23 protein-coding genes are annotated in these 26,313 nt (G+C 70.8%); 8 read left to right on the top strand and 15 right to left on the bottom strand.

What is annotated here, in order from left to right; translation table 11 throughout:
* Positions 1–70 precede the first annotated feature (70 nt).
* A complete protein-coding gene (locus OG611_RS36405; RefSeq protein WP_266430182.1) occupies positions 71–589 on the top strand; it encodes a hypothetical protein in 519 nt (172 codons plus the stop codon).
* Positions 590–608: 19 nt separating this feature from the next.
* On the opposite strand, the gene OG611_RS36400 is transcribed toward OG611_RS36405, so the two are convergent.
* From OG611_RS36400 to OG611_RS36355, 10 genes are all read right to left on the bottom strand, one after another.
* Positions 609–1,838 (bottom strand): sensor histidine kinase, encoded by a 1,230-nt coding sequence (locus tag OG611_RS36400; RefSeq protein WP_266430180.1) that lies wholly within the window; start codon positions 1,836–1,838, stop codon positions 609–611.
* Between the two features lie 43 nt (positions 1,839–1,881).
* On the bottom strand, positions 1,882–3,345 hold the full coding sequence (locus OG611_RS36395; protein ID WP_266430177.1) for a cation acetate symporter: 1,464 nt from the start codon (positions 3,343–3,345) through the stop codon (positions 1,882–1,884).
* Positions 3,342–3,704: a hypothetical protein gene (locus OG611_RS36390; protein ID WP_266430174.1), complete on the bottom strand. Its 363-nt coding sequence runs from the start codon at positions 3,702–3,704 to the stop codon at positions 3,342–3,344. The genes OG611_RS36395 and OG611_RS36390 overlap by 4 nt, the downstream gene beginning before the upstream one ends.
* 61 nt (positions 3,705–3,765) lie before the next feature.
* Positions 3,766–4,518: a LytTR family DNA-binding domain-containing protein gene (locus tag OG611_RS36385; protein WP_266430171.1), complete on the bottom strand. Its 753-nt coding sequence runs from the start codon at positions 4,516–4,518 to the stop codon at positions 3,766–3,768.
* An 88-nt stretch (positions 4,519–4,606) separates the two neighbouring features.
* The gene (locus OG611_RS36380; protein WP_266430168.1) at positions 4,607–5,467 is read right to left on the bottom strand and encodes an Fpg/Nei family DNA glycosylase; all 861 of its coding nucleotides are present in this window, start codon (positions 5,465–5,467) and stop codon (positions 4,607–4,609) included.
* A gap of 36 nt (positions 5,468–5,503) precedes the next feature.
* The gene (locus OG611_RS36375) at positions 5,504–6,358 is read right to left on the bottom strand and encodes an amidohydrolase (protein WP_266430165.1); all 855 of its coding nucleotides are present in this window, start codon (positions 6,356–6,358) and stop codon (positions 5,504–5,506) included.
* Between the two features lies 1 nt (position 6,359).
* On the bottom strand, positions 6,360–6,671 hold the full coding sequence (locus OG611_RS36370) for an L-rhamnose mutarotase (protein ID WP_093546627.1): 312 nt from the start codon (positions 6,669–6,671) through the stop codon (positions 6,360–6,362).
* 1 nt (position 6,672) lies between these two features.
* Entirely contained in the window at positions 6,673–7,656 is a 984-nt protein-coding gene (locus OG611_RS36365; protein ID WP_266430162.1) for an aldo/keto reductase, read from the bottom strand.
* A 146-nt stretch (positions 7,657–7,802) separates the two neighbouring features.
* Positions 7,803–9,191: a wax ester/triacylglycerol synthase family O-acyltransferase gene (locus tag OG611_RS36360; protein ID WP_266430160.1), complete on the bottom strand. Its 1,389-nt coding sequence runs from the start codon at positions 9,189–9,191 to the stop codon at positions 7,803–7,805.
* Positions 9,192–9,312: 121 nt separating this feature from the next.
* Complete coding sequence (locus tag OG611_RS36355) at positions 9,313–11,379, bottom strand: SpoIIE family protein phosphatase (protein WP_266430158.1); 2,067 nt, start codon at positions 11,377–11,379, stop codon at positions 9,313–9,315.
* Positions 11,380–11,636: 257 nt separating this feature from the next.
* Between OG611_RS36355 and OG611_RS36350 the strand changes: the two genes are divergently transcribed.
* Positions 11,637–13,004, top strand: coding sequence for an FAD-dependent oxidoreductase (locus OG611_RS36350; RefSeq protein WP_266430157.1), 1,368 nt, complete (start codon positions 11,637–11,639; stop codon positions 13,002–13,004).
* A 99-nt stretch (positions 13,005–13,103) separates the two neighbouring features.
* Here the strand turns inward: OG611_RS36350 and OG611_RS36345 are convergent, their stop codons facing one another.
* Positions 13,104–14,156: a chitinase gene (locus tag OG611_RS36345; protein WP_266430155.1), complete on the bottom strand. Its 1,053-nt coding sequence runs from the start codon at positions 14,154–14,156 to the stop codon at positions 13,104–13,106.
* A gap of 413 nt (positions 14,157–14,569) precedes the next feature.
* Between OG611_RS36345 and OG611_RS36340 the strand changes: the two genes are divergently transcribed.
* From OG611_RS36340 to OG611_RS36315, 6 genes are all read left to right on the top strand, one after another.
* Positions 14,570–15,619 carry an iron-siderophore ABC transporter substrate-binding protein gene (locus OG611_RS36340; protein ID WP_266430152.1) on the top strand — a complete coding sequence of 350 codons (1,050 nt, stop codon included), beginning with the start codon at positions 14,570–14,572 and terminating at the stop codon, positions 15,617–15,619.
* Between the two features lie 17 nt (positions 15,620–15,636).
* On the top strand, positions 15,637–16,674 hold the full coding sequence (locus OG611_RS36335) for an iron ABC transporter permease (protein ID WP_266430151.1): 1,038 nt from the start codon (positions 15,637–15,639) through the stop codon (positions 16,672–16,674).
* Positions 16,671–17,735, top strand: a complete 1,065-nt coding sequence (locus OG611_RS36330) for an iron chelate uptake ABC transporter family permease subunit (protein WP_266430149.1) — start codon at positions 16,671–16,673, stop codon at positions 17,733–17,735. Before OG611_RS36335 ends, OG611_RS36330 begins: the two co-directional genes overlap by 4 nt.
* 226 nt (positions 17,736–17,961) lie before the next feature.
* A complete protein-coding gene (locus tag OG611_RS36325) occupies positions 17,962–18,816 on the top strand; it encodes a YndJ family protein (protein WP_266430146.1) in 855 nt (284 codons plus the stop codon).
* On the top strand, positions 18,813–19,337 hold the full coding sequence (locus tag OG611_RS36320) for a DUF1990 family protein (protein ID WP_266430143.1): 525 nt from the start codon (positions 18,813–18,815) through the stop codon (positions 19,335–19,337). Before OG611_RS36325 ends, OG611_RS36320 begins: the two co-directional genes overlap by 4 nt.
* A gap of 37 nt (positions 19,338–19,374) precedes the next feature.
* Entirely contained in the window at positions 19,375–20,811 is a 1,437-nt protein-coding gene (locus OG611_RS36315) for a lipase maturation factor family protein (protein WP_266430140.1), read from the top strand.
* Here OG611_RS36315 and OG611_RS36310 read toward each other — a convergent pair.
* The 4 genes from OG611_RS36310 to ureG all read right to left on the bottom strand — a co-directional run bounded on the left by OG611_RS36310 (position 20,789) and on the right by ureG (position 26,293).
* Positions 20,789–23,152 carry an alpha-L-fucosidase gene (locus OG611_RS36310; RefSeq protein ID WP_266430138.1) on the bottom strand — a complete coding sequence of 788 codons (2,364 nt, stop codon included), beginning with the start codon at positions 23,150–23,152 and terminating at the stop codon, positions 20,789–20,791. The two genes, OG611_RS36315 and OG611_RS36310, sit on opposite strands and share 23 nt — an antisense overlap.
* A 142-nt stretch (positions 23,153–23,294) precedes the next feature.
* Positions 23,295–24,644, bottom strand: a complete 1,350-nt coding sequence (locus tag OG611_RS36305; RefSeq protein ID WP_266430135.1) for an ammonium transporter — start codon at positions 24,642–24,644, stop codon at positions 23,295–23,297.
* A 57-nt stretch (positions 24,645–24,701) separates the two neighbouring features.
* Positions 24,702–25,631, bottom strand: a complete 930-nt coding sequence (locus OG611_RS36300) for an urease accessory protein UreD (protein WP_323180337.1) — start codon at positions 25,629–25,631, stop codon at positions 24,702–24,704.
* A gap of 41 nt (positions 25,632–25,672) precedes the next feature.
* A complete protein-coding gene (ureG, locus tag OG611_RS36295; RefSeq protein ID WP_266430129.1) occupies positions 25,673–26,293 on the bottom strand; it encodes an urease accessory protein UreG in 621 nt (206 codons plus the stop codon).
* Between the last annotated feature and the right edge of the window lie 20 nt (positions 26,294–26,313).

Raw genomic sequence — 26,313 nt, 5'->3', positions numbered from 1 at the left:
CGCGGGGCGCACTCGCCCGGTTCAATGCTCCGTGAAGTGCGGTGCCGAAGAGAGAAAGAGGCGAGACGGGATGCGCCCGGAGCGTCAGGATGGAACCAGTGGGGGCGGGCTGCTGGTCCCGATGGCCTGGATGTACGCGGAGTACATCGCCGATGAAATGCTGCGGACCGGCGATCTGATGGAGCCGTCCACACTGGAGTACCGCGCGGGGCGCGATGCCCTCGCGCTCACCGTATTCCTCTCCGACGGCGCGGTGCCCGACGCACTGCCCGCGGCCCGGCTGGACGAGCTGCGCCTGCTGACGGCGTACGGGGCGGCGTGGTGCGGCTGGGTCCGTGAGCGGCTCGACGCGCTCGGCGCGGCCCCGGTGTCCGGTACGGCCGGCGCGGATCCCGATCTGGCGCTGGCCCGTGCGGCCTGGCGCTGGCTGGAGGAGACCGATCTGCTCGCGGCCGACCTCGACGCGATCGGTGCGCCGTCCCGGGAACCGGTGGGCGACGAGCCGGACGCGGAGGAGGCGGCCCAGGTGTGGACGCCGGCCTGGCAGCTGGGGCTGCCGCTCGGGCATCTGGCGATCCATCTCCACTGAGCGGTGCCCGGCCCGCCGGTCAGGAACCGTGCACCCCGGCACGGTACTTCGGCAGCCGCACCGTGATCTTCATCCCGGCGCCGATGCCCGTCTCGATGACGAGTCCGTAGTCGTCCCCGTACACCTGGCGCAGCCGTTCGTCGACGTTGAGCAGTCCGATTCCGGTGGAGTGGCCGCCCTCGCCGCGCAGGATGTGGCGCAGGCGTTCCGGGTCCATTCCGGTGCCGTCGTCCTCGATGACGACCTCGGCCTCGGAGCCTGCGTCGAAGGCGCTGATGGTGATGCGGGTCGGGCTCTCCCCCATCCGGACGGAGGCGGCGTCCCGGGGAGCGGGCACGGCTCCTTCGAGGCCGTGCTTGACGGCGTTCTCGACCAGTGGCTGGAGGCAGAGGAACGGCAGGGCGACGGGCAGTACCTCGGGGGCGATCTGGAGGGTGACCGCGAGCCGCTCGCCGAAGCGGGCCCGTACGAGAGCCAGGTACTGGTCGATGGAGTGGAGTTCGTCGGCGAGGGTGGTGAAGTCGCCGTGGCTGCGGAACGAGTAGCGGGTGAAGTCGGCGAATTCCAGGAGGAGTTCGCGGGCCCGTTCCGGGTCGGTGCGGACGAACGAGGCTATGGCGGCCAGTGAGTTGAAGATGAAGTGCGGGGAGATCTGGGCCCGCAGCGCTCTGATCTCGGCCTCGATGAGCTGGGTGCGGGAGCGGTCGAGCTCGGCGAGTTCCAGCTGTACGCAGACCCAGCGGGCCACCTCTCCGGCGGCTCTCGCCAGCACCGCGGACTCCCGTGGTGCGTAGGCGATCAGGGTGCCCAGTACCCGGTTGTCGACGGTGAGCGGCACGGCGACGGCCCAGCGCAGCGGGCAGTCGAGGTCGTCGCAGTCGCTGCGGAAGGCGGTGTCCCGGCCGCTGGCGAGGAGGCCTTGCACCTGGTCCATGACGTGGTGGCCGTGGTGTTCGCCCGCGCCGTCCCAGACGAGCACCCGGTCGCGGTCGGTGAGGCAGAGCGCGTCGGTGCCGAGCAGGGAGCGCAGCCTGCGGGCGGCTCTGCGGGCGCTCTCCTCGGTGAGCCCGGCGCGCAGCGGGGGCGCGGCGAGCGAGGCGGTGTGCAGCGTCTCGAAGGTGGCGTGCTCGACGGGGGTCCCGACGTCGCTGGGGCGGACGGGGCGGGCGGTGCGGCGGCCGAGCAGGAAGCCCGCGCCGAGCAGCAGGAGGGCGAGCAGGACGACCATCGCGTATCCGGCTCCGGTCATCGGTCTCTCCCCGGCGAGGTCGGGAGGGCCCGCCGCCTGGCCCTCACAGCGCTTCCGGCAGGTGGAAGCGGGTCATGGCGGCGTTGGTGCCGGCGGGTATCCGGCCGGGGGTGGCGAGGGACACCAGGATCATCGCGAGGAAGCCGACCGGCACCGACCAGACGGCGGGCCAGGCGAGCAGGGCGTGCGGCCAGCCCGGCGGGCATACCGCGCCGCTGACCGTGATGGCGACGGACAGGAACGCGGAGCCGCCGCCGAGCAGCAGTCCGGCGATGGCGCCGGGCGGGGTGAGCCGCCGCCACCAGATGCCGAGGACCAGCAGCGGGCAGAAGGAGGACGCGGAGACGGCGAACGCCATCCCCACGGAGTCGGCCACCGGTACCCGGCTGACCATCAGCGAACCGGCCAGCGGTACGCACATGGCAAGGACGGTCGCCAGCCGGAAGTGCCGGACCCCGCGCGAGGGGAGCACGTCCTGGGTGATGACTCCGGCGACGGCCATGGTGAGCCCGGAGGCGGTCGACAGGAACGCGGCGAAGGCGCCGCCCGCGATGAGAGCGCCGAGCAGATCCCCGCCGAGCCCGCCGATGACCCGGCCGGGCAGCAGCAGCACGGCGGCGTCCGCGTCCCCGCCGTGGATCAGCTCGGGGGCGTACAGCCTGCCCAGTGCGCCGTAGACCGGTGGCAGCAGGTAGAAGACGCCGATGAGGGCGAGGACGGCGACCGTGGTGCGGCGGGCGTCACGGCCGTTGGGGCTGGTGTAGAAGCGGACGACGACGTGCGGCAGGCCCATGGTGCCGAGGAAGGTCGCGACGATCAGCCCGTAGGTGGCGTACAGCGGATGGTCGGCGCGGAAGACGGAGAGCTGCTCGTCGAAGGTGACCCGGGGCCGCCCGTCGCCCTGCCAGGCGAGCACCAGGAAGATCATGGGGACCAGGAGCGCGGTCAGCTTCAGCCAGTACTGGAAGACCTGCACGAAGGTGATGGAGCGCATGCCGCCCGCGGCGACGGCGATGACGACGACGGACGCCACGAGTACGTCGCCGAGCCAGCCGGGCGCCCCGGTGAGGATCTTGAGCGTCAGCCCCGCGCCCTGGAGCTGCGGTACGAGATACAGCCAGCCCGCCGCGACCACGAAGACGCTGACCAGTCTGCGCGCCTGTCGTGATTCCAGCCGCCCCTCGGCGAAGTCGGGCAGCGTATACGCCCCCGAGCGGCGCAGCGGTGCGGCGACGAAGACCAGCAGCACGAGATAACCCGCGGTGTAGCCGACCGGGTACCAGAGCATGTCCGGGCCGTGCACGAGCACCAGACCCGCGATGCCGAGGAAGGAGGCGGCGGAGAGGTATTCGCCGCTGATGGCCGCGGCGTTGAGCCGGGGCCGTACGGTGCGCGAGGCGACGTAGAAGTCGGAGGTGGTGCGGGAGATGCGCAGTCCGAAACCGCCGACGAGGACGGTGGCGAGAACGACGGCGGCGACCGCCGCCACCGCGTACGTACGGCTCACTGCGCGGGGCGGCCTTCCACGAGCCGGGCGAAGTCGCGTTCGTTGCGCTCGGCCCGTCGCACGTACCACCAGGCGATCAGAGTGAGCGGCGGGTAGGCGGCGAATCCGAGGACCGCCCAGACGAGGGCGGCGCTGTGCAGGGCCTCGAAGACCAGCGGCAGCGTCCCGACGACCACGGCGAGGACGGTGAACGCGGTGAGTCCGGCCCGCAGTTGGCTGCGCATCAGGGAACGGACGTACGCGCCGCCGAGTGCGGTCTGCTCGTCGATCTCCGACTGGGTGCGGTAGCGCGGCAGCGGGCGCACCCGCCGGGGCTCCCCCGTCACCACTTCGCGCCGGGGCGTTGGCTCTGCGGACATGGGCCCGGAGTGTACGCAGCCCCGGACCGCAGTGGGAAGGCCGGAGCCTGGTAGGCGCTGGTCAGCGGCCGGTCTGGCGCATCAGCAGATCACGCAGCGCGCGGGTGTGGCGGCGGCTCACGGCGAGCTCCGCGGTGCCGATGCGGACGCTCATGCTGCCCGCGTCGAGGCGGAGTTCGTCGATCCGGCCCAGGGCGACGAGGTGGCGTCGGTGGATGCGTACGAAGCCGCGGGTGCGCCAGCGCTCCTCCAGGGTGGTGAGGGGGACGCGGACGAGGTGGCTGCCGGTGGCGGTGTGCAGCCGGGCGTAGTCGCCCTGGGCCTCGGCGTAGGCGATGTCGTCGATCGGGATGAACCGGATGACTCCGCCGAGCTCCACCGGGATCTGGTCGCCCGCGGTGTCGAGCACGGGTGCGGAGCGGTCGCCGACCTGTTCGGCGACGCGGCGCACCGCTTCGGCCAGGCGCTCGCGGCGTACCGGTTTGAGGACGTAGTCGACGGCCTTCAGGTCGAAGGCCTGGACGGCGAAGCCCTCGTGCGCGGTGACGAAGACGATGAGCGGCGGCGCGGCGAAGCCGGCCAGCAGCTGGGCCACGTCGAGACCGGTGAGGCCCGCCATGTGGATGTCCAGGAACACGACGTCGATGGCGGCCGGGTCGTCCGGGCCCGCGTCGACCGCGCCGCCGATGCGGCGCAGCGCCTCGGTGGCCCCGGTGGCCCCTTCGGCGCTGCGGATCCGGGGATCGGCGCGCAGGAGGTAGAGGAGTTCCTCCAGGGCGGGTTCTTCGTCGTCGACGGCGAGTACGCGCAGCATGGGCCGGAGTGTAGAGCGCGCACGGGGGTGCGGGGCCGGGTGATGCACCGCTCCTTCGCGTACCGGCCGGCCGGCGCACCCCGGCGGGTCATTTGAGCAGCCGGGAGAGGCGGCGGTCGGCCAGCGGCCTGCCGCCGGTCTGGCAGGTCGGGCAGTACTGGAGCGAGGAGTCGCTGAACGACACCTCGCGGATGGTGTCCCCGCAGACGGGGCATGCCTCGCCGGTGCGTCCGTGGACCCGCATCCCGCTCTTCTTCTCGGCCTTGAGCCTTCCGGCCGCGAGTCCCCTGGAGCGTGCGACCGCGTCGTGCAGCGTGGTGCGCATCGCCGTGTGGAGCCGGGTGATCTGGTCGTCGGTGAGGTTCGCGGTGAGCAGATACGGCGACAGCTTCGCGACGTGCAGGATCTCGTCGCTGTAGGCGTTGCCGATGCCGGCGATCAGGGACTGGTCGCGCAGGGCGCCCTTGATCCGGCGGCGCTCCCCGGCGAGCAGCGCGGCGAACGCGTCGCGGTCGAAGGAGTCGTCGAGGGGGTCGGGGCCCAGGCGGGCGATGCCCGGCACCTCGGCCGGGTCGTGCACCAGGTACACGGCGAGGCGTTTGGTGGTGCCCGCTTCGGTGAGGTCGAAGCCGTCGCCGCCGGTGAGCACGGTACGCAGCGCCAGGGGCCCCTTGCCTGGGCGCGGCGGCACGACGGGGAATTCGTCCTTCCAGCGCAGCCAGCCGGCTCGGGCGAGATGGGTGATCAGGTGCAGCGGGCCGGCCCCGATGTCCAGGAACTTGCCGTGCCGGGCGATGCCGGTGACCGTGGCGCCGTGCAGGGCGGTCGGCGGTGGGTCGTACGTCTTGAGGACGCTGACGTTGAGCGGCAGGACGCGGTCGATCTCCTTGCCGACCAGGTGGTCGTCGAGGAAGACCCGCAGGGCTTCGACTTCCGGCAGTTCGGGCATGGTTCCAGACTGCCAAAAGGCCCGGCGGGACGCCTGTCAGAGACAGTAGACCCGCTCGGCCGTGGTGGCGAGGACGCGGGCGCGCTCGTCCGCGGTGAGAGCGTCGGTGAGGCTGCGTGCCGCGTCGACGACCTCTTCGTACGTCGCCGCGAGCCGGCACACGGGCCAGTCCGAGCCGAACATCAGCCGGTCGGGGCCGAAGGCGTCGAGGACGGTGTCGGCGTACGGGCGCAGGTCGCGCACGGTCCAGGAGCGCACATCGGCCTCGGTGACCAGGCCGGAGAGCTTGCAGACGGTGTTGGGGCGGGCGGCCAGGGCCCTGACGTCGTCGGCCCAGGGGCGCAGTCCACCGGCGGCGACGGGTGGCTTGCCGGCGTGGTCGAGCACGAAGGTCAGCTCGGGCAGGAGTGCCGCGGCCTGGACGGTGGCGGGCAGTTGGCGGGCCTGGACGACGAGGTCGTAGACGAGCCCGGCGTCGGCGACGGCGCGCAGTCCGCGCCGGACATCGGGGCGCAGCAGCCAGGCGGGGTCGGGTTCGCCCTGGACCTGGTGGCGGATGCCGACGAGCCGGTCGCCGCCGGGGAGTCCACGCAGCGCGGCCAGCGTGTCGGCGACATCGGGAGCCGTGAGGTCGCACCAGCCGACGACACCCGCGACGAGGTCGCTGTCCCGGGCGAGGGCCAGGAACTCGGGGGTTTCCTCCGCGACGGTGACGGTCTGGACGAGGACGGTGGCGTCCACCCCGACGGCGCGCGCCTCGGACTCCAGGTCGGACAGGGTGAAGTCGCGCCGGAGCGGGGCGAGTTCGTCGCCGGTGATCCAGTCCTGGTCGCGCACCGACAGGTCCCACACGTGGTGGTGGGCGTCGACGATCCGTTCCTGACCGGTCATGTCACAGCTCCCAGGCGACCGGGAGCCCGGCCTCGGCGCCATCGGCCGAGTAGTCGTGCGCCACGTCGAGCAATTCGTCCATCCTGGCCTGCCAGGCGACGTTGACGGGAAGCTGCTCCAGCTCGGCGAGGAGTGCGGCGTAGTCCTCGCAGTCGATGACGTGGAAGAGGTCGGTGCCGCTGCGCCAGATCGTCCAGGACGTGGCGCCCGCAGCGCGGATCGCGGCGGTGAGCTCCGCCGGGACTTCGCGGTGTGCGGCCTCGTACTCCTCGATGCGGTCGGCGCGGACCTTGGTGTGCAGGGCGATTCTCATGTCAGTGTCCGTTCTCGGTCAGCAGGCCCTCGGCGCGCAGCTCGTCCCAGAGCTCGTCCGGGATCTCGCGGCGGAGCAGTGCGGCGGCGTCGCGCACCTCGTCCGGGGAGCGGGTGCCCACGAGCACTCCGGCGACGGCCGGGTGGGCGAGCGGGTAGTGGAGGGCGGCGGCCCGCAGCGGCACGCCGTGGCCCTCCGTGACGGCCTTGATCCGCAGGGCCCGGTCCAGGAGGGAGAGGGGCGCGGCCGTGTAGTCGTACGTGGCACCGGGGCGCGGGTCGGCGAGCAGCCCGGAGTTGAAGACCCCTCCGACGACCACGCTGCGGCCTCGGGCAGCCGCCTCGGGCAGCAGTTCGGTCAGTGCGGACTGGTCGAGGAGGGTGTAGCGCCCGGCGCAGAGCACCACGTCGACATCGGTGTCGCGCAGGAACCGGGTCAGCATCGCGGTCTGGTTCATCCCGGCGCCGATGGCTCCGACGACGCCCTGCGCGCGCAGCTTCTCCAGCTCCGGGTAGGCCTCGTGGAACGCGGTCTCCGCGTGGTCGTCCGGGTCGTGCAGATAGGCGATGTCGATGCGGTCGAGACCGAGCCGTTCCAGGCTGTCCTCGATGCTGCGGCGTACGCCGTCGGCGCTGAAGTCCCAGCGTCGGCGGTGGGTGGCGGGTACGGCGAAGCCCTCGGAGAGTCCGTCGGGGCCGGCCCCGGAGCCGGCGGGCAGCGGGTCGAGCACCCGCCCCACCTTCGTGGACAGCGTGTACGAGTGGCGGGGCCGGCCGCGCAGGGCCTCGCCCAGCCGCCGTTCGGAGAGGCCGAGTCCGTAGTGCGGCGCGGTGTCGAAGTAGCGGACGCCCTCGCCCCAGGCGGCGTCCACGGCGGCGGCGGCCCGCGCCGGTTCGACGGCGGTGAAGAGATTGCCGATGGCGGCCGCCCCGAAGGACAGCTCGGTGACCTCGACCGCGCTGCTTCCCAGCCTGTTTCGCCGCATGCTTCCGCCGCCCTCCCCGATGATCGCTTCCTGCACACAGCGAATATTCATCGGATCACTTGGGCGCGTCAACACCTCAGGCGTCAACAACTATGACGCTTTCCCGGAAATCTGTCCGATCTATGACCGGTCGGGGCGTCGGCCGCTCAGTGCGCCGGCAGCAGTGCGAGCAGCTCCGCCACCTCTTCGTCGGCGCAGCGCGCCAGCCGTTCCAGATCGGGCAGCGCCTTGCCGTCGGCCACCAGCCCGACCTGCACCCGGCCGCCGTACGTGGACAGCGCGACGGCGAGCGCCTGGCCGCGGGCCAGCGGCGCCATCGGGTAGACCGCCCGCAGCGGGCAGCCGCCGAGCGAGAGCGCCGAGCGCGGCAGGGGCACGCTGGTGACCAGGACGTCGAAGAGCATCCTGGCCGCGTTCCCGGCGATCGGTGCGCCGAAGCGGTGGGCCAGCGAGGGCAGTTGATCGGCGAGCACGGCGACCGCGCCGGCGCCGCGGAAGGGGCCCGCGGTCTTGTTGCGGTCCATGGCGGTCCGGACGGCGCCCAGCCGCTTCCATGGATCGGGTTCGCCGACCGGGAGCCCGAGCAGATAGGCGGAGAGCCTGTTCCCGGTCCCCCCGGCCTGGCCGGGCCTGCGGCGGGAGACCGGAACCAGGGCGCGCGGGTCCTCGGTGGGCAGCGCTTCGCCCCGCTCCCGCATCCAGCGGCGCAGCGCTCCGGCGACGATCGCGAGCAGGACGTCGTTGGTCGTGCCGCCCGCGGCGCGGCGGATCCGCCGGACGGCTTCGAGGTCGAGGTCCGCGGTGGCCAGCCGCCGGGTGCCGCTGGAGCTCGCGGTGAGTGCGGGCGCGCCGCGCGGATCGAGGCGGCTGGCCCGCACCATGGAGGCGCCGACGCCGAACGCCCGCCCGAGATCCTCGATCCGGCCGAGCGCGAGGCCCGCCACCTGGCGCGGGCCCGGCATCCATGAGCGGGGCGGGACGGCGCGCGCCCGGCGGACCGGCACACCGCTGCGGGCGCGGCCGACGGCGGCGATCTCGTCGAAGATCCCGGCGCCGATGGCGACCGCGCGCATCCCGTCGGCCAGCGCGTGGTGGAGTTTGACGAGCACCGCGAACGGACCGCCGTCGGCGCCGCCGATGACGTACATCTGCCAGGGCGGCAACCCCCGTTCGAGGGGCCGTTCCATCAGTTCACCGGCGAGCCGGGTGGCGCCCGCCATGAATCCGCCGTCCTGGTCCCGCGACTCCGCCCCGGTCAGCCGCACCCGCCGGATGTGCCGGTGGACGTCGAAGTCCTTGTCCACGAACCAGGCCGCACCGCCGACGGGCAGCAGTACGTCCCTGACCCGCATCCGCAGCCGGGGAATGGCGGCGGCACGGGTTCCCAGCAGTTCGAGCACGGTCCCCGCGTCGGCGCCGCGCGTCGGGCCGGGGGCCGGGGAGAAGACGGCGAGCGCGCCGAGATGCATCGGGTGGGCATCGGATTCGAGATGCCAGAAGGCGAGATCGAGGGGTGCCAGCAGCTCAGTTCCCAACGGGTCCTCATGTCATCGAAGACAAAGACTGACGGAGTCGCAGTCAATCGCTCGCGGTCGGTTACGGTCAAGTACAGACATGTTACGTTCTGTTACTGTCGGGTAGGTAAGCAAGTTTCTGTCACTCGTGTGCCGGGATGACGAATTCGCACCACACGCACTTGCCACTGCCCCGGGATTCCACGCCCCACAGGTCCGCCAGCCGGTCCACCAGCATCAACCCTCGCCCGGACACTCCGGCCTCCCCCGCGTCCCGGCGCCTGGGCAGCGCGCTGGAGCGGTCCTCGACATCGACCCGCAGGCGCCGCTCGGGTCCGGTGAGCACCCGGATGGTGACAATGGCCCCGCCGTCGGTGTGCATGAGCGCGTTGGTGATCAGTTCGTCGGCGGCCAGCTCGACCTCGTCGGCCCGTACCTTGGCACCCCAGGCCCGCACCGCCGCCCGGATCATGTGGCGCGCGGAGCTGAGCGCCTCCGGGTCGCTCTGTGCGACGTGCTGCTGGAGCCGACCGCCCGGCTGGGGTGCGTGAGCCGCCTTGCGGCGCAGCAGCAGGACCGCGACATCGTCCTCGCCGCCGCGCTCGTCGACCTCCTCGCAGAGCCGGTCGGCCAGCCGCTGGAGGTCCTGCGGACCGCTGCGCACCATGGCCGTCAGCAGCTGTATGCCCTCGTCGAGATCGGCGCCCGGCAGCTCCACGAGACCGTCGGTGAACAGCACCAGGGTCTGGCCGGGGTCCAGCTCGACGGTGCTGACCGGGTATTCGAGCCGCCCGAACTCGGCCGAGAGCCCCAGCGGCAGCCCGCCCTCCGCGGGCAGCCTGCGGCAGTTGCCGTCGCTCTCCCGCACCAGCGGATCGACATGGCCGGCCCGGACCAGCTGCACCACGCCGGTCGTCAGATCGACCTCGGCGTAGGTGCAGGTCGCGAAGCGGTCCGTGTCCAGTTCGTGCAGGAAGACGGAGGCCCGCGCCATCACCGTGGCGGGGCTGTGCCCCTCGGCCGCGTAGGCCCGCAGGACGATGCGCAGCTGCCCCATGACGGCCGCGGCGTGGGTGTCATGGCCCTGTACGTCCCCGATGACGGCCCCGACCCGGCCGCCGGGCAGCGGAATGACGTCGTACCAGTCGCCCCCGATGTCCCGGCCCAGCCGGGCCGAGCGGTACCTGACGGCGATCTGCGCCCCCGGCACGTCCGGGATCCTGCGCGGCAGCATGGCCTGCTGGAGGCCCTCGGCGAGGTCGTGCTCCTGCTCGTAGAGCATGGCCCGCTGCAGGCTCTGCGCGATGGAGCTGCCGAGCGCGACCAGCAGATTGCGCTCGTCGCCGGTGAAGCCGTCCTTGTCGCTGTAGAGCAGGCCGAGCGCGCCGATGGGCCGGGCCTGGGCGATCAGCGGCAGATAGGCGGCCGACGTGATGCCGAGGTGGCTGATGTGGGGCCACAGGATCGGGTACGAGGTGGCGAAGTCCGTGGCGGACTCGATGAAGCGGGGCGTGAGCGTGCGTACGACCTCACTCATCGGGTACTGCTCGTCCGTCCGGGTGTACCGGGTGCCGGGCACGAACGAGTCCTCCGGGCCGTCGGCCACCAGATGGATGCGTCCGGCCTCTATCAGCCCCATGACCAGGCTGGTCGCCCCGAGATGTGCCAGGCCCTGGGAGTTCTTCAGCACCTCGATGACGTCCCCGACGGTGCGGGCGTGGGCCAGTGCGGCCGTGGTGCCGTCCACCAGGCTGGTGCGGCGGCGGCGCTCGTCGTCCAGCTCGCGGCGGGCGGTGGAGTCGGCCAGTTCCTGGGTCGCGTCGCGGACGATGCCGATGATGCGGTGTGGGCGGCCGGTCCCGTCCCGCCGGATGAAGCCCTGGGTGTGGGTCCAGCGGAGGCCGCCGTCGCGCCGCCTGATCCTGAAGTACGCCCCGTAATTGCTCTGCCCGCTCTTGAGCGCCTCCGCGACCATGGCGTCGAGCCGTACGCCCTCGTCCGGCGGCACCCGCCGCCCGAGCGACTCCGGCCGGTCGTCGTACTCGTCCGCCCGCAGGTCGAACACGTCGAGCGCGGGCCGGTCCATGTGCATGAGGCCACTGTCGAGATCCCAGTCGAAGCTGCCCATACGGTTCAGGGCGAGGCTGAGATCCGGGTGGGCGGGCCAGTCGTCCGGGAGTGACAGGGCACCCGCTACCCGATCATCCATGCGGGTCACTCTGCCATCATTTGTCCGATTCTTCGAGCGAACCTCGCGCGGTCGGGCGAATCCTCCCTCTCGCCACCCGAGTGCACTTCGCACCCTTGCGGGCGCCGGACGACGGGGCCGGACGTCTCGTAGGGCGAACCGCCCCGAGGCCACGATCCGGCAACGGATACCGTGTCCCATGGAGCACGGTAAGCCCAGCCTTACCTTTACCCTGAGCTGCACTGCCCGCATCAGCCCGTTCTAAGGACCAACACCTGATGACCCGCCCCGTCCGCGTCGCCATAGTCGGAGCCGGCCCCGCCGGCATCTACGCAGCGGACGCGCTGCTGAAATCCGAGGCCGCCCTGGAACCGGGTGTTTCGATCGACCTGTTCGAGCGGATGCCCGCCCCCTTCGGCCTCATCCGTTACGGAGTGGCCCCGGACCACCCGCGGATCAAGGGCATCGTCCAGGCACTCCACCAGGTTCTCGACAAGCCGCAGCTGCGACTGTTCGGCAACGTCGACTACCCCAACGACATCGACCTGGACGATCTGCGGTCCTTCTACGACGCCGTGATCTTCTCCACCGGCGCCGACGCGGACCGCGCGCTCGACATCCCCGGCAGCGAGCTCGACGGCTCCCACGGTGCCGCGGACTTCGTCTCCTGGTACGACGGCCACCCCGATGTGGCCCGCACCTGGCCGCTGGAGGCGGAGAAGGTCGCCGTGCTCGGCGTAGGCAATGTGGCCCTGGACGTGGCGCGCATCCTCGCCAAGACGGCGGACGAGCTGCTGCCGACCGAGATCCCCGCCAACGTCTACGAGGGCCTCAAGGCCAACAAGGCCCTGGAGGTGCACGTCTTCGGGCGCCGCGGTCCCGCGCAGGCCAAGTTCAGCCCGATGGAGCTGCGGGAGCTGGACCACTCGCCGAACATCGAGGTCATCGTCAACCCCGAGGACATCGAGTACGACGCGGGTTCGATCGAGACCCGGCGCGGCAACAAGCAGGCCAACATGGTCGCCTCCACGCTGGAGAACTGGGCCATCCGCGATGTCGGCGACCGGCCGCACAAGCTGTTCCTGCACTTCTTCGAGTCCCCGGTGGAGATCCTCGGCGAGGACGGCCGGGTCGTCGGCCTGCGCACCGAGCGGACCGAGCTGGACGGCACCGGCAATGTCAAGGGCACCGGAAACTTCACCGACTGGGACGTGCGGAGCGTCTACCGCGCGGTCGGCTACTACTCGCAGGAGCTCCCGAAGCTCCCGTTCGACGTGGTCTCCGGCACGGTCCCGCACGCCGCGGGACGCGTCGTCGACGGCGGGGAGCACATGCCCTCGGTGTACGTCACGGGCTGGATCAAGCGCGGTCCGGTCGGCCTGATCGGCCACACCAAGGGCGACGCCAACGAGACCGTGGCCTGCCTGCTGGAGGACCGGGCCGAGGGCCGGCTGCCCGCCCCGGTCCGGCCCGAGCCGGAGGCCGTCACCGCCTTCCTGGAGGAGCGCGGCGTCCGCTACACCACCCGCGAGGGCTGGTACCGCCTGGACGCGCACGAGAAGGCCCTGGGCGCGGAGCAGGGTCGCGAGCGGATCAAGGTCGTGGAGCGCGAGGGCATGCTGGACGCCTCCGAGCCCCGTTCCTGACCGTACGGCGTACCGACCGGCCGGCCGCCGTCGCGGCCGGCCGGAAGGGCAGCTCCGTCCACCTCTGCGGAGCTGCCCGGTCCTCGGTCCCCCGGCGCCTCAGCGACCCTGCAGCGCCTTGACGTTGTCCCCGAAGGTCCACCCCTTCGAGCCGTCCCAGTTGAGCGACCAGGTCATCAGGCCCTTGAGCGCGTTGCCGTAGTGGTTCCAGGCCTGCGACACCTGACCCGTCGACATGTGACCGCCACCCGCGCCCGGCTGGGCCGGCAGTCCCGGAACCTGCTTGTCGTACGGCACCTTGATCGTGGTGCCCTGGACGACGAGCCCCTTGTCCAGACAGTCCGTCTGAGCGGTGAATCCCTCGACCGTGCCCGCGGAGTACGAGTCGCCGGCGCACCCGTACATGCTGCCGTTGTAGTACTGCATGTTCAGCCACCACAGACGCCCGTTGTCCGCGTACTTCTTCACAATGGGCAGGTACGCGCCCCAGATCGAACCGTAGGTGATGCTCCCGCCGGTGACGTAGGCGGTCTCCGGCGCCATCGTCAGTCCGAAGTTGGACGGCATCTGCGCGAGTACGCCGTCGATGATGCGGATGAGGTTGGACTGCGAGGCCGACAGCTGGTTGATGTTCCCGCTGCCGGTCAGACCGGTCTCGATGTCGATGTCGATGCCGTCGAAGTTGTACTTCTTGAGAATCGGCACCACCGTCTCGACGAACCGGTCGGCGACCGCGCCGGAGCTGAGGTCGATACCGGCGGCCGCGCCCCCGATGGACATCAGGGTGGTGAGCCCGGCCCCCTTCGCCTGGCACATCTCGGCCGGGGTCGGGACCTTCACGGTCGAGTCCATCCCGTCCTCCCACAGGACGGTGCCGTCCGAGAGGATGACCGGGAAGGCCGCGTTGATCACGTTGTAGCCGTGCTGCGCGATGCGGCTGTCGGTGACCGGGATCCAGCCGAGCGGCGGGTGCACACCGTTCGACGCGCCGTCCCAGTTCTCCCAGTACCCCTGGAGCACCTTTCCGGCGGGCTTCGACTTGACCGCGCAGGTCTCGTCCTGCGCGGCGCTCGGCGTTGCGCCCACCAGCATCTGTACGACACATGCCGCCGCGAGGCCGACCCCCAGCAGGCGCGATGTCGGACCGAACATGCTCACTTCCCTTCCTGTCGCGGCCGGGCGCCACCGGGGCGGTGCGGATGCCCGAGGCGGCCCGGCGCAGGGCGAGTCGGCGCGTGAATGGCATGCCCCTGACAACTGACACAATGCGCTCTCGCATTTCACGGCTCGCCACACGCTAGGGAGGCCCGAACCTTCCGTCAATAGGTCTGGACCAAAGAAGCCGCCGGGCCGCGAACTCGAAACCGGCACCGGACCGGCGCGACAGGTGGTCGAAAGCGATTCCCAGGGGCCGGTTGTCGCCGCACAATGACTTAGCTTAGGCTTGCCTAACTCCTTGCGATCTGCATGGGGGCCGCCCGTCGTATTCCGTACGACGATCTTCGGCGTGCCCTCCCCCAGCTGCAGGGTCCTGTCGCTCCATCCGCCAAACATGAGGAACATCCATGTCCCGGTTCACCCGTGCGCGTCGCCGGACGCTCGCCGCAACTGCCGCCGCCGCAGCCCTCGTTCTCGCCCTCGGCGGCTGCTCGTCGAGCGACGGCGGCAAGGAGACCTCCGGCGCATCCGGGAAGAGCGGCGGAGCCTTCCCCATCTCCATCAGGAGCGCGCTCGGCACCGCGGAGATCAAGGAGCAGCCCGAACGGGTCGTCACCCTCGGCCAGGGCTCGGCCGAGACCGCCATCGCGCTCGGCCACACCCCGGTGGGCATCGAGAAGTACGAGTGGGGAAGCGACAAGACGGGCTATCTGCCCTGGATCCACGAGGCGGTGAAGAAGTCCGGCGACAAGCTGCCGACCCAGTTCACGGGCGGTGAGGACATCGACTTCGAGGCCATCACCGAGCTGGAGCCGGATGTCATCCTGGCACCGTGGTCCGGGATCACGCAGAAGGATTACGACATCCTCAAGGACATCGCCCCCACCGTCGCCTACCCCGATCTGGCGTGGAGCACGGACTGGGACCAGCAGATCGACATCATCGGCAAGGCGCTGGGACAGACGGACGAGGCGAAGGGCCTCGTCTCGAAGATCGAGAAGCAGCTGTCCGACGCGGCGGCGACCCGGCCGGACTACAAGAAGTACAAGTTCTCGTACATCTACAACACCGGCCCCGGCACCCTCGGCGTGTTCAAGCCCGAGGAGCAGCGCGTCAAGATGCTCACCTCGCTCGGTCTCACCGTCGACCCGGTGGTGAACTCCTTCAAGGAGACCAAGGGCACCGACTCGGCGCTCATCGGCCTGGAGAACGCCGAGAAGCTGAAGAACAGCGATCTGCTCTTCACCTTCTACATGGATGACAAGTCCCGCAAGGAGATCGAGGCCCAGCCGCTGTACGCGGCGATGCCCGCGGTCAAGAGCGGCGCCATGGTGTACAGCAACGACAACTCCTTCGTCACGGCCTCCTCCATCATCAACCCGCTCACCGTGCCGTGGGCGATCGACCGCTACCTTCCGCTGATCGACAAGGCCATCAAGGCCGCCGACAACGGCTGAGGCCGGCCACCACCCACATGGCCACCACCACGCACGCACCGCCGAGCGGTGCCGGCACCTCACGGGCCGGCACCGCTCGGCGGGTGTCCTCCCTCGTCATCGCACTCGTCGTTCTCGTACTCGCCGTGTTCGCGAGCATCATGTTCGGCAGCCGGACCACCTCGTTCGGCGATGTGCTGCACGTGCTGTCCGGCACCGCCGATCCGAATGTCACCACCATCGTCGAGAGCCGCTGTCCGCGCACCGCGCTCGGTGTGCTCGCCGGTCTCTGCCTGGCCGTCGCGGGCACCCTCATGCAGGGCGTGACCCGCAATCCGCTGGCCGATCCCGGCCTTCTCGGGATCAACGCGGGCGCCTCCGCGAGCATCGTCGCCGCGACGGCGTTCCTCGGAGCGACGGGCAGCACGGAGACCATGTGGTGGGCGCTGCCCGGTGCCCTGATCGCCGGTCTGCTCGTCCATGCAATCGGCTCGGCGGGTTCGGGCAGCGGGCTGGTGCGGCTGGTGCTCGCCGGTGCGGTGCTCTCCGCCGTGCTGATGGCATTCATCCAGGCGGTGACCCTGAGCCGCCCGAAGGTGTTCGACAGCTACCGGTACTGGGTCGTCGGCGCGCTCGGCGGACGGGACTTCGACGTCTTCTGGTCGGTCCTGCCGTTCGCCATGGCCGGCCTGGTGCTGGCCGCGGTGCTCGGCCCCGGCCTCAACACGCTCGCCCTCGGTGACTCGACCGCGGCGTCCCTGGGGGCCCGTCCGGCGCTGGTGCGGGCGGGCGGGCTGCTCTCGGCCACGCTGCTGAGCGCGGCGGCCACGGCGGCGGTCGGCCCGATCGCCTTCGTCGGACTGGCCGTTCCGCATGTGGTGCGGGCGCTCGTCGGGGTCGACTTCCGGGTGCAGATCCTCTACTCGGCGCTGGTCGGCCCGGCGCTGCTGCTCCTGGCGGATGTCGTGGGGCGGGTGGTGATGCGCCCGCAGGAGCTGATGGTCGGTGTCGTGACCGCGTTCATCGGGGCACCCGCTCTGCTCATTGCCGTACGCAGGATGAGGGGCAACTCATGACATCGCATCAGGCCGGAATCCGCACCGCCTCACCGAGGAAGGTCCTCACGGCCGGCGGGCGGGTGGCCCTGCCGGTCCGGCGGGTGTCCGTGCTGACGGCGCTCGCCCTGTTCCTGCTGCTGGTGGCGGGTGCCGTCGCCACGCTGTCGCTCGGGCGGCTGGGCATTCCGCTCTCCGAACTCGCCGGGGCGGTGACCGGCGGGGCCGAGGGCAAGAACACGTTCGTCATGGAGCGGCTGCGAGGGCCGCGGCTGGTGGTCGCCGTGGGTACCGGCGGTGCGCTCGGGCTCTCCGGGGCGCTGTTCCAGTCCGTCACCCGCAATCCGCTCGGCAGCCCCGATGTGATCGGGCTGGCGTCCGGCGCCGGGGCGGGCGCGGCGATCACCGCGCTGCTGTTCCCGGACACCGTGCCGGTGGCGCTCGGAGCGCTGCTCGGCGCCGTGCTGGCCATGGCGCTTGTCCATGTGTCGACCGGGACCGGATTCCGCAACCCGGCCCGGCTCGTCATCGCGGGCATCGGCGTCGCCGCGATCGGCACCGCGATCACCCAGTACGTCGTCTACGCCATGGAGCGGGACCGGGCCGCCGTACTCACCGCCTATGTCAACGGCAGCCTGTCGGCACGGTCCTGGGACGACGCCACCACGATCTGGCTGGTGCTGCTGGTCGTCGCCCCGCTCACGGCACTGATCGCGCGGCGGCTGGACATCGGGGAGATGGGCGACGACATCGCGGGCGCGCTCGGATCGGAGCCTCGCAACACGAAGACCCTCGCGGTGGTCCTCGCGATCGTGCTCTCCGCCGGTGCCGTCAGCGTCGCCGGACCCATTGCGTTCATCTCGCTCACGGCTCCGCAGATCGCCAAGCGGATCACCCGGGTATCCGGCCCGCATCTGGCTCTGTCGGCGCTGACCGGCTCGTTGCTGCTGGTGCTCGCGGATCTCTGCGCCCAGCAATTGCCACTCTTCGACAACCTGCCCGTCGGCATCTACACGATGGCCATCGGGGGCTTGTACCTCGGATATCTGCTGATACGGGAGTGGCGCCGGGGAGCCCTGTGAGGCGCCCGGCGCCGGACGCCTCCACTCGCCGCTGAAACAGCTGAACGACGCCCCGGACACGCCCTCGACGACGCGCCCGGGGATGATCTCCGTGCCGGGCATGCTCCCGGCGGTGCCGGACCCCGCACCGTCCGCCCTCCCCGCACCCCCTTCTTGAACGCGTTCAAGAAGCGCCGTAGAGTCACCACCGAACACACTTGAACACGTTCAAGTCGAGGGGGTCGTGATGTCGGTGCTGGTCGGTCTGATCGTGATGCTGGGCATGCTGGTGGTGGTCCCGGTGGGGCTGCGGCTGGCCGGCGCCCCCGAGCTGGACCGGATACGCCGTCTCTGGCCGCTCTTCGCCGTGCCCGGCGCCGTCGCCCTCTGGCTGCCGCGCGGCGGCCCGGCGACCGTCCTGTCGGCCTGCTACGCGCTCGGGACCTTGCTCCTCGCCCTGCACGCACCGCCGCGACTGCTCCGCAACCACCGGACGCCCGGGACGCCCACGGTGACACCCGCCGAGACAGCGCTGCTGACCGCCCTGGTCACACCCTCCGTCGCCGCCACGGCCCTGGTCGCCGAACGCTCGGGGCACCCGCTCTTCGGCTTCGGGCTCGGCATCCTCGCGCTGACCGTGCCGCACTTCCACTTCGCCGGATTCGCCGCCGCGCTGGTCTCGGGGCTCGTCTGCCGGATCGACGACAGCCCGGCGGGGAGGTTCGCCGCACTGAGCGTGCCACTGGGCACCCTGCTCGTCCTGATCGGCTACTTCATCGGGGACTGGGCCGAACTGGCCGGCGCGGTGGTGCTGACCTCGGGAATGTGGACCGTCGCCCTGCTCACCTGGCGATCGATCCGCGACCGGAACCGGGACGGGATCACCCGGCTGCTGCTCGCCGTCTCGTCCGCCGTGCTCGCGGTCACCATGGTGCTGGCGCTGAGCTGGGCACTCGGCGAAGCAACCGGGCTCCCCCACCCCACACTGACCTGGATGGCCGCCACCCACGGCCTCGGCAACGCACTGGGCTTCGCGCTCTGCTCGCTGCTCGCCTGGCAAAGGCTCCAGAACCGCACCGACCACGAAGGCAGGACGGCATGACCGCACTCACCTACCCCGAGGTCGGAGCCACCCGGCTGGACCCGCTCCCCGACGGATACCACCACCTCCACCACCGGACCCGGGTCGGCCGCGGCCGGGCCGACTTCGAAGCGGCGGGCGCCGCCGTCACCCGCTGGCGCATGCACCGCGCCTCCGGGGCCGGGGTCCACGCGTCGGCGGACCGCGCCGAGGCCGGGGTCACCGTCCGGGTGTCGCTCGGCGCCGGACCGTTCCGGCTCACCGCTCCCTGCCGCGTCGTCTGGGCGGCGTACGAGAAGGACCTCGTCGGATTCGCCTACGGAACACTGACCGAGCACCCCGAGTGCGGCGAGGAGTCCTTCGTCGTGGAGTCGGCGGACGACGGAACGGTGTGGTTCACCGTCATGGCGTTCAGCCGCCCGGCCGCCTGGTACACCCGGCTCGCGGGACCGCTCGTGCCGATGACCCAGCGGTGGTACGCCCGCCGGCTCGGATCCACGCTGCTCCGGATCGTCGCCGAGGGCCGCACTACGAGGGGCTGAGGGGCTGAGCAGAGCCGGCGGACCGATACTGGAAGCGATGGAGTGGTTCACCGCAGACGGGTACTGGCTCAGCCGGCTGATCTTCCAGCGGGCTCTGGCCGGCATCTATCTGGTCGCGTTTCTCACCGCCGCGCTCCAGTTCCGGGCGCTGATCGGCGAACGCGGCATGCTGCCCGTACCGGATTTCCTGCGGCGTACGGACTGGCGCAGCGCGCCCGGCCTCTTCCGGCTCCACTACTCCGACCGCTTCTTCGCCCTCGTCTGCTGGACCGGCTGCGCAATCTCCGTCGCCCTGCTCGCGGGCGCGGACTCGTACCTTCCGCTCTGGGCCGCGATGGTGCTCTGGGCGCTGCCCTGGGCGCTCTATCTGTCGATCGTCCAGGTCGGCCAGACCTGGTACGGCTTCGGCTGGGAGTCCCTGCTGCTGGAGACCGGCTTCCTCGCCGTCTTTCTCGGCAACGCGGACACAGCGCCGCCCGTGCTGGTGCTGTGGCTGCTGCGCTGGGTGCTGTTCCGGGTGGAGTTCGGCGCCGGACTGATCAAGATCCGCGGCGACGAGTGCTGGCGCAAGCTGACGTGTCTGTACTTCCACCACGAGACCCAGCCGATGCCGGGACCGCTGAGCTGGTTCTTCCACCGGCTGCCCAGGCCCGTCCACCGGGCCGAGGTGGCGGCCAACCATGTCACTCAACTCCTGGTGCCGGTGCTCCTTTTCACTCCGCAACCGGTGGCGAGTGCGGCCGCGGGGCTGATGATCGTCACCCAGCTGTGGCTGGTCGTCTCGGGGAACTTCGCCTGGCTGAACTGGGTGACGATCACCCTGGCCCTGTCCGCCGTCGACTGGTCCCTGTTCACCGAGCCGCCCGCACAGTCCGCGCCGCCGCTCTGGTACGAGATCGTCGTCATCGCGGTGACCGCGCTGGTCGTGTTCCTCAGCTACCGCCCTGCGCGCAATCTGGTCTCCCGCCGCCAGGTGATGAACCGCTCGTTCGATCCACTGCATCTGGTCAACACCTACGGCGCGTTCGGCAGCATCAGCCGGGTCCGGCTGGAGGTGGTGGTCGAGGGCACGGACGAGGAGGCGCTCCACGACGGCACCGTCTGGCAGGAGTACGGCTTCCGCGGCAAGCCGGGCGATCCGCGCCGACTGCCCCGCCAGTTCGCCCCGTACCATCTGCGGCTCGACTGGCTGATGTGGTTCGCGGCGCTGTCCCCCGCGTACGCGGGCCCCTGGTTCGGCCAGTTCGTGGAGCGGCTGCTGGAGAACGACCGGGACACGCTGCGGCTGCTGCGTCACAACCCGTTCCCGGATACCCCGCCCACGCATGTCCGCGCCAGGCTGTACCACTACCGGTACACGACCTGGCGCGAACTGCGGGCCACGGGACGCTGGTGGCACCGTACCTATGTGCGGGACTTCATGCCCCCCGTCTCGCTCGGTCCCTCCTGGCTCAGCCCGACCAGGCGATCTTGAACACCCAGGCGTGCTTCCCGGTCCCGCGGGCCGCCGCCGGTACGTCGATCACCAGCGAACCGCCCCGGACGCGCCAGTTGAGCGGCCGGTCGTGACCGAGCAGGGTGATCCGGTCACCGCTGCGGACCGGCACCGGTGCCTCGACGGTGAGGGTCGCGCCCGGCCGCGCCAGGGAGTGGATGTAGAACGCCCGGTTCGGCCGCAGGGTGAACCGCAGATCCTCACCGAGCTGCGGCATCCGTGACCAGTACGTGGTGTCGTAGATCGCCTCCCCGTTCGTCTTCAGCCACTCCCCCGTCTCGCGCAGCCTGCGCTGCATGATGTCGGGGATCGTGCCGTCGGCCCTGGGCCCGATGTCCAGCAGGAAGTTGCCGTTCTTGGAGACGATATCGACGAGCGAGTGCACCACCTCCTCGGCCGTCATGTACTTCTCGTCCGGCGTCTGGGCGTTGTAGCCGTAGCTGTACGGGTCGAGGCCACGGCTGGACTCCCACTTGGCGGTGACGATCTGGTCGTACGTCGTGTACTCGGGTGTGGTGAAGTCGTACGGGCCGATCCCGGAGCGGTTGTTGACGGTGACCTCGATCGGGCGGGCCCGGTTCTTGGCATGGTTGAAGTACTCGGCCAGCACCCGGTGGCTGTCGTTGTCGCCGCCGATGTCGCACCAGAGGATCTCGGGGTCGTAGCCGTGGATCAGCTCCAGCATCTGCGGCCCCTGGAACTCGGTGACGTAGTCCTTGCCGGCCGTGTGCCCGGTGTACGGGACGGGCTCCAGGGTGTACGGATTGCGCGGGGCGTGGCCCATCCACGGGTGGTCGGGGTTGAACCATTCGGGCATCGAGAAGTACAGCCCGGGGTGGAGTTCGGGGGTGTAGCGGCGCGAGGCGTCGAAGAGCTCCTTGACCAGGTCGCGCCCGGGTCCCATCTTCACCGAGTTGCGGTCCGAGAGCTTGGTGTCCCAGAGCGCGAAGCCCTCGTGGTGCTTGGAGGTGAGGACGTGGTACTGGGCGCCGGCGTCCCGGAACAGCTCCACCCAGGAACGCGGGTCGAAGCGTTCGGCTCGGAACCTCGGGATGAAGTCGTCGTAGGCGAAGGACTCGCCGTAGGTGTCGCGGTGGTGGGCGTGGGTGGGGTTGTCGGGGTCCTGCATCTGGTTCCAGTACCACTCCGCGTACTGCGTGCCGACCGGCGCCCAGGCCGGTACGGAGTAGACCCCCCAGTGGATGAAGATCCCGAACTTCGCCTGCTGGAACCAGTACGGCGCCTGGTGGGTGGAGAGGGAGGCGTCCGTCGGTGCGTAGTCGGGGACGCCGAGGGTGAGCGAGCGCCGGACCGTGGCCGCCGCCGCTCCGCGTCCGCGCGCGACAACGTTGCCTTCCCGGGTGGTACCGGGTGCGGTGCCGGGTCTGCTGCGGATGCCGATGCGGACGCGGGCCTGCTCGCCGGGGGCGAGGCGGGAGACGCGGGCGGGCGCGACGGTACGGGCTCCGGGCACGTCCACGGAGAGGGTGAGGCCGTCGGCGGCGAGGATGCCGACCGTGCCCGCGTTGACGACGGTGGCCTCGACGCTCTGGGCTCCGGAGTCCAGCAGCGAGGTGGTGGAGTGGGCGTCGCGCAGCGCCAACGCCCTTCCCTGGGCCGCCGGTTGGAGCGAGAGTGCGAAGATGTGCAGGGAGGACTTGTTCGCCTCGGCGGGCTGGGTGGTGGGCAGGGTGAGCGCGACGGCTTCCCTGGCCGGGTCGAGCGCGATCTCGCTGACGGCGATGGACACCTGGTGCGGGTCCTTGGCACCGTCGGCGGTGTAGCGGTACGCGGCGGTGAGGGCGCCGCTGCCGCCGTACCAGTCGGGCCCCCCGAGCACGGGGGTCGTCGTGGTGCCGTCGGCGTAGTGGACCGTGGCCCTGCCGGACGCGGCGCCGTAGCTGCACGAGGTGAGGAAGAGGCCTGAGAGATAGCGGCCGGGCGGCAGGTCGATGCGCTGGCCGAGGGCGACGACGTTGTTCCCGGCACCCGCCGCGGAGCCGGGGAAGAGGAAAGCGGTGCCGCCGATCTCCCTTTCCCCGGCGGGGAGTTCCTCACCCGGGAAGGTGTAGCCGGAACCGTCGAAGTCGCCGCCACGGGCGTCGGCGGTGTCGATGCCGTCGTTGTCGAACCACTTGTCGAGAGGCACGGGCACGGCGGCGGGAACGGTGCCCCACCTCCCGTCATCGGTGCCTGCTCCGGTGCGCGGGGCGGCCGCGGGGTGCGGGGCCGCATCGGCGGTGGCGGGGGTGAGCAGGGCGGCGCCGACTGCCGCCCCTGCCGTCATTCCGAGTACATGGCGTCTGGGAAGTTCGGTCATGACATCCGATGATTGGAGTGCGACTCGAACCTGTCAATGCAATCTTCCAGACAGAACGAAACACGTTCCCCAGACTCATCCGATGACTGGGCGAAGCTGCGATGAGAGCCGCCCCCTCAGGGCCCGGCCCCGACAGGGCCCGTCACTTGGACTCCTCCCGGGCCCGCAGCAGCCTGGTGATCTGCCTGACGAGTTCGTCGTCGCTGGTCACGGCCTTTCCGGAGACCAGGGCGCCGAGGCGCTCGGCGGTCTGGAAGTCGTAGGCGCGCTCCCGCTCCGTACCGGGAACGCTCTCGTACTCGTCCTTCGCGCGGAAGCCGACGGCCAGATCGACCACCTTCGCGATGATCCAGGTGAGGATGAAGGAGAACACGATCACGGAGACGATGGCGATGAGCTGCTTGCCCAGCAGCCCCCAGCCGCCGCCGTGGAAGAGCCCCTTCTTGCCGCTGATCCGCGCGGTGGCGAACAGGCCGACCATGATCAGGCCGATCAGCCCGCCGACGCCGTGCACGCCCACCACATCGAGTGTGTCGTCCACGTCGAAGCGGTACTTGAGCGTGATGGCGAAGGCGCAGACCGCCCCGACGACCAGGCCGGTGATGACGGCGCCGAGTGTGTTGATCTCGCCACAGGCGGGAGTGATAGCGACCATGCCCGCGACGGCGGAGGAGACGACACCCATGGTGGTGACCGTCCCGGTGCGCCATTTCTCGACCAGCGGCCAGGTGACCATGGCGCCCGCGGCGCCGAGCTGGGTGTTGATGAACGCCGCGGCCGCGGTGCCCTGGTCGCTGAGCGCCGAACCGGAGTTGAAGCCGAACCAGCCGAACCAGAGCAGCCCGACACCGATCACCACGAGCGGTACGTTGTTGGGCCGCTCCTCGCGACGGGCGAAGTCGCGCGGTGCCCGCAGCACCAGTGCGACGGCGAGCCCGGCGACCCCGGAATTGAGTTCCACCGGCAGACCGCCGGCGAAGTCCAGGGCACCGAGGTGCTTGACGATCCACCCGTCCTGGTCGAACACCCAGTGCGCGAGCGGGATGTAGACGATGAGCAGCCACAGGACGACGAAGACGAGCCAGCCCTTCATCGTGGCGCGGTCGGCGATCGAGCCGCTGATCAGCGCGACCGTGATGATCGCGAAGCCCATCTGGAACGTGCTGTGGACGAAGGTGGGAATGTGACCGGTGAGGGTGGTCGGTCCGATGTCGTGCATGAACACGTGATCGAGGTTGCCGATGAGTCCGGCGCCGCCGACATCCGGTCCGAACGCCAGCGAGTAGCCGATCACCCACCAGACGAGCGTGCCGAAGGCGAGCGCGGCGAAGCTCATCTTGATCATCATCAGGATGTGCTGGGTGCGCACCATGCCGCCGTAGAAGAACGCCAGTCCCGGCGTCATGAGCAGCACCATGGCGGTGGAGGCGAGCAGCCAGGCGGTGTCGCCGGAGTCGTACGCGGGTGGCATCGGCGCGGGAGCGGTGTTCATCTGCGGATACCTCGTCGTGGGGGGGCGGGAGGGGCACGGGGACTGGTCGGTGATGTGTTACGGCTTGCGCAGATCGGGGGCCGGGTGACCGGTGAGCAGCCGGCGCACGGCGTCCCAGGCGGCGGTGTGCGCCGCGGCGACCCCGACGGGGCTGTCGCCCAGGAGCCGGACCCAGGCGCCGCAGTCGCGGGGCAGCACGCTGACTCCGTGCAGGACGCCGAGCCCGGCCAACGCCTCGTGGAGGGTGTCGGCCACCTCGGTGGCCGGGGTGCGGTCGGTGACGACGAAGAGCGAGGCGACATGGTCGTGCCCGGCGAACACGCCGGGGCCGACGACGCCGTTGCCGCCCGGCCCCGCACCCGGTGCCAGGCGCAGGGTGTCGATGGCGAGGAGGGTGCCGTCGGGCCGGGCGATGTGCAGATCGGTGGCGAGGACCCGGTAGTCGTGACGCTCGCCGCGGGCGAGCCGCCCGGCGGTCAGGGTGTCGCCGACGACCACGGTGGCGCCGGGTGCGACCGTGACCTCGGTGCGCTGGTAGAACCGCGAGTCCTTGAACGGGATCAGCGGGTCCGGCAGATACTCCACGTAGGCGCCCTCGTCCGCCGTGAGGTGCACGCGCTGGCTCGCGTAGTCGTGCTCCATGCGGAAGACCTTGGTGGCCGCCTGGGTGGTCAGGTGCACCTCGGTGCCGGGTCTGCAGCGGAAGTCCATCCGATAGCGGTCGGCCTGGGCGATACCGCCGCCGGTCGCCATCAGATAGACGTAACTCATGCCGGGCATCGCCGGGTCGATCCACAACGGCCGCATGATCTGCAGCGGGGTCTTCTGGTAGCGCTCCACGAGTTCGGTGCGACCGCCCCGTACGGCGAAGGCCAGATCCAGGATGCCGACCTTGGCCGGCGATCCCGGCCCGAGCGTGTCGGGCACGGACGCCAGGGCCGCCACGTCCGGGGGGACGCGGGCCGCGGTGTAGTAGTCCGGGGCCAGCCGGTCCGGCCGGCCGGGGCGGCGACGGGGTGGGGTGCATGTCAGATCAGCGCCTTGCGGCGGGATTCGAGGAATCCCACGACATCCTCGACACCGACGCCGGTGAGGCAGTCGGTGAGGACGACCGGGCGGTTCTCGCGGACCCGGTGGGCGTCGGACTCCATGACGTCGATGTCGGTGCGCACGTACTTGGCGATGTCGATCTTGTTGATGACGAGCAGACCGGAATCGGTGATGCCCGGACCGCGCTTGCGGGGCATCTTCTCGCCCTCGGCGGTGTCCAGTACGAAGATGAACAGGTCGACCAGGGCCGGGCTGAACGTGAGCGTGAGGTTGTCGCCGCCGGACTCGTAGAGCAGCGTGTCGGTGTCGGGGAAGCGCTCCAGCATCTCGGCACCGGCCGCCAGATTCATCGTGGGGTCGTCGCGCACGGCGGTGTGCGGGCAGGCTCCCGTCTCGACGCCGACGACGCGCTCCGGTTCGAGGACCCCGTCGAGGGTGCGGCGGATGTGCTGGGCGTCCTCCTGCGTGTAGATGTCGTTGGTGATGACGGAGGGGCGGTGGCCGCGCTCGATCAGTACCGGAACCAGCGCCTCGATGAGCGCGGTCTTGCCGGACCCGACCGGTCCGCCGATGCCGACCCGCAGTACGTTGTCGTCCATGGTGCTCCCTGGCTCGTGGG

It is taken from the genome of Streptomyces sp. NBC_01363 (assembly GCF_026340595.1).
Classification (GTDB): domain Bacteria; phylum Actinomycetota; class Actinomycetes; order Streptomycetales; family Streptomycetaceae; genus Streptomyces.
This window is presented reverse-complemented; position numbering and strand designations above follow the sequence as displayed.

Bases quoted from the DNA above. Each gene is read 5' to 3' on its own strand.
- OG611_RS36405 (WP_266430182.1), top strand. From the start codon at position 71: ATGCGCCCGGAGCGTCAGGATGGAACCAGTGGGGGCGGGCTGCTGGTC.
- OG611_RS36340 (WP_266430152.1), top strand. From the start codon at position 14,570: ATGTCCCGGTTCACCCGTGCGCGTCGCCGGACGCTCGCCGCAACTGCC.
- OG611_RS36320 (WP_266430143.1), top strand. From the start codon at position 18,813: ATGACCGCACTCACCTACCCCGAGGTCGGAGCCACCCGGCTGGACCCG.
- OG611_RS36400 (WP_266430180.1), bottom strand. From the start codon at position 1,838: ATGACCGGAGCCGGATACGCGATGGTCGTCCTGCTCGCCCTCCTGCTG.
- OG611_RS36385 (WP_266430171.1), bottom strand. From the start codon at position 4,518: ATGCTGCGCGTACTCGCCGTCGACGACGAAGAACCCGCCCTGGAGGAA.
- OG611_RS36315 (WP_266430140.1), top strand. From the start codon at position 19,375: ATGGAGTGGTTCACCGCAGACGGGTACTGGCTCAGCCGGCTGATCTTC.
- OG611_RS36350 (WP_266430157.1), top strand. From the start codon at position 11,637: ATGACCCGCCCCGTCCGCGTCGCCATAGTCGGAGCCGGCCCCGCCGGC.
- OG611_RS36330 (WP_266430149.1), top strand. From the start codon at position 16,671: ATGACATCGCATCAGGCCGGAATCCGCACCGCCTCACCGAGGAAGGTC.
- OG611_RS36310 (WP_266430138.1), bottom strand. From the start codon at position 23,152: ATGACCGAACTTCCCAGACGCCATGTACTCGGAATGACGGCAGGGGCG.
- OG611_RS36325 (WP_266430146.1), top strand. From the start codon at position 17,962: ATGTCGGTGCTGGTCGGTCTGATCGTGATGCTGGGCATGCTGGTGGTG.
- OG611_RS36375 (WP_266430165.1), bottom strand. From the start codon at position 6,358: ATGACCGGTCAGGAACGGATCGTCGACGCCCACCACCACGTGTGGGAC.
- OG611_RS36305 (WP_266430135.1), bottom strand. From the start codon at position 24,644: ATGAACACCGCTCCCGCGCCGATGCCACCCGCGTACGACTCCGGCGAC.
- OG611_RS36335 (WP_266430151.1), top strand. From the start codon at position 15,637: ATGGCCACCACCACGCACGCACCGCCGAGCGGTGCCGGCACCTCACGG.
- OG611_RS36390 (WP_266430174.1), bottom strand. From the start codon at position 3,704: ATGTCCGCAGAGCCAACGCCCCGGCGCGAAGTGGTGACGGGGGAGCCC.
- OG611_RS36355 (WP_266430158.1), bottom strand. From the start codon at position 11,379: ATGGATGATCGGGTAGCGGGTGCCCTGTCACTCCCGGACGACTGGCCC.
- ureG (WP_266430129.1), bottom strand. From the start codon at position 26,293: ATGGACGACAACGTACTGCGGGTCGGCATCGGCGGACCGGTCGGGTCC.
- OG611_RS36345 (WP_266430155.1), bottom strand. From the start codon at position 14,156: ATGTTCGGTCCGACATCGCGCCTGCTGGGGGTCGGCCTCGCGGCGGCA.
- OG611_RS36370 (WP_093546627.1), bottom strand. From the start codon at position 6,671: ATGAGAATCGCCCTGCACACCAAGGTCCGCGCCGACCGCATCGAGGAG.
- OG611_RS36365 (WP_266430162.1), bottom strand. From the start codon at position 7,656: ATGCGGCGAAACAGGCTGGGAAGCAGCGCGGTCGAGGTCACCGAGCTG.
- OG611_RS36380 (WP_266430168.1), bottom strand. From the start codon at position 5,467: ATGCCCGAACTGCCGGAAGTCGAAGCCCTGCGGGTCTTCCTCGACGAC.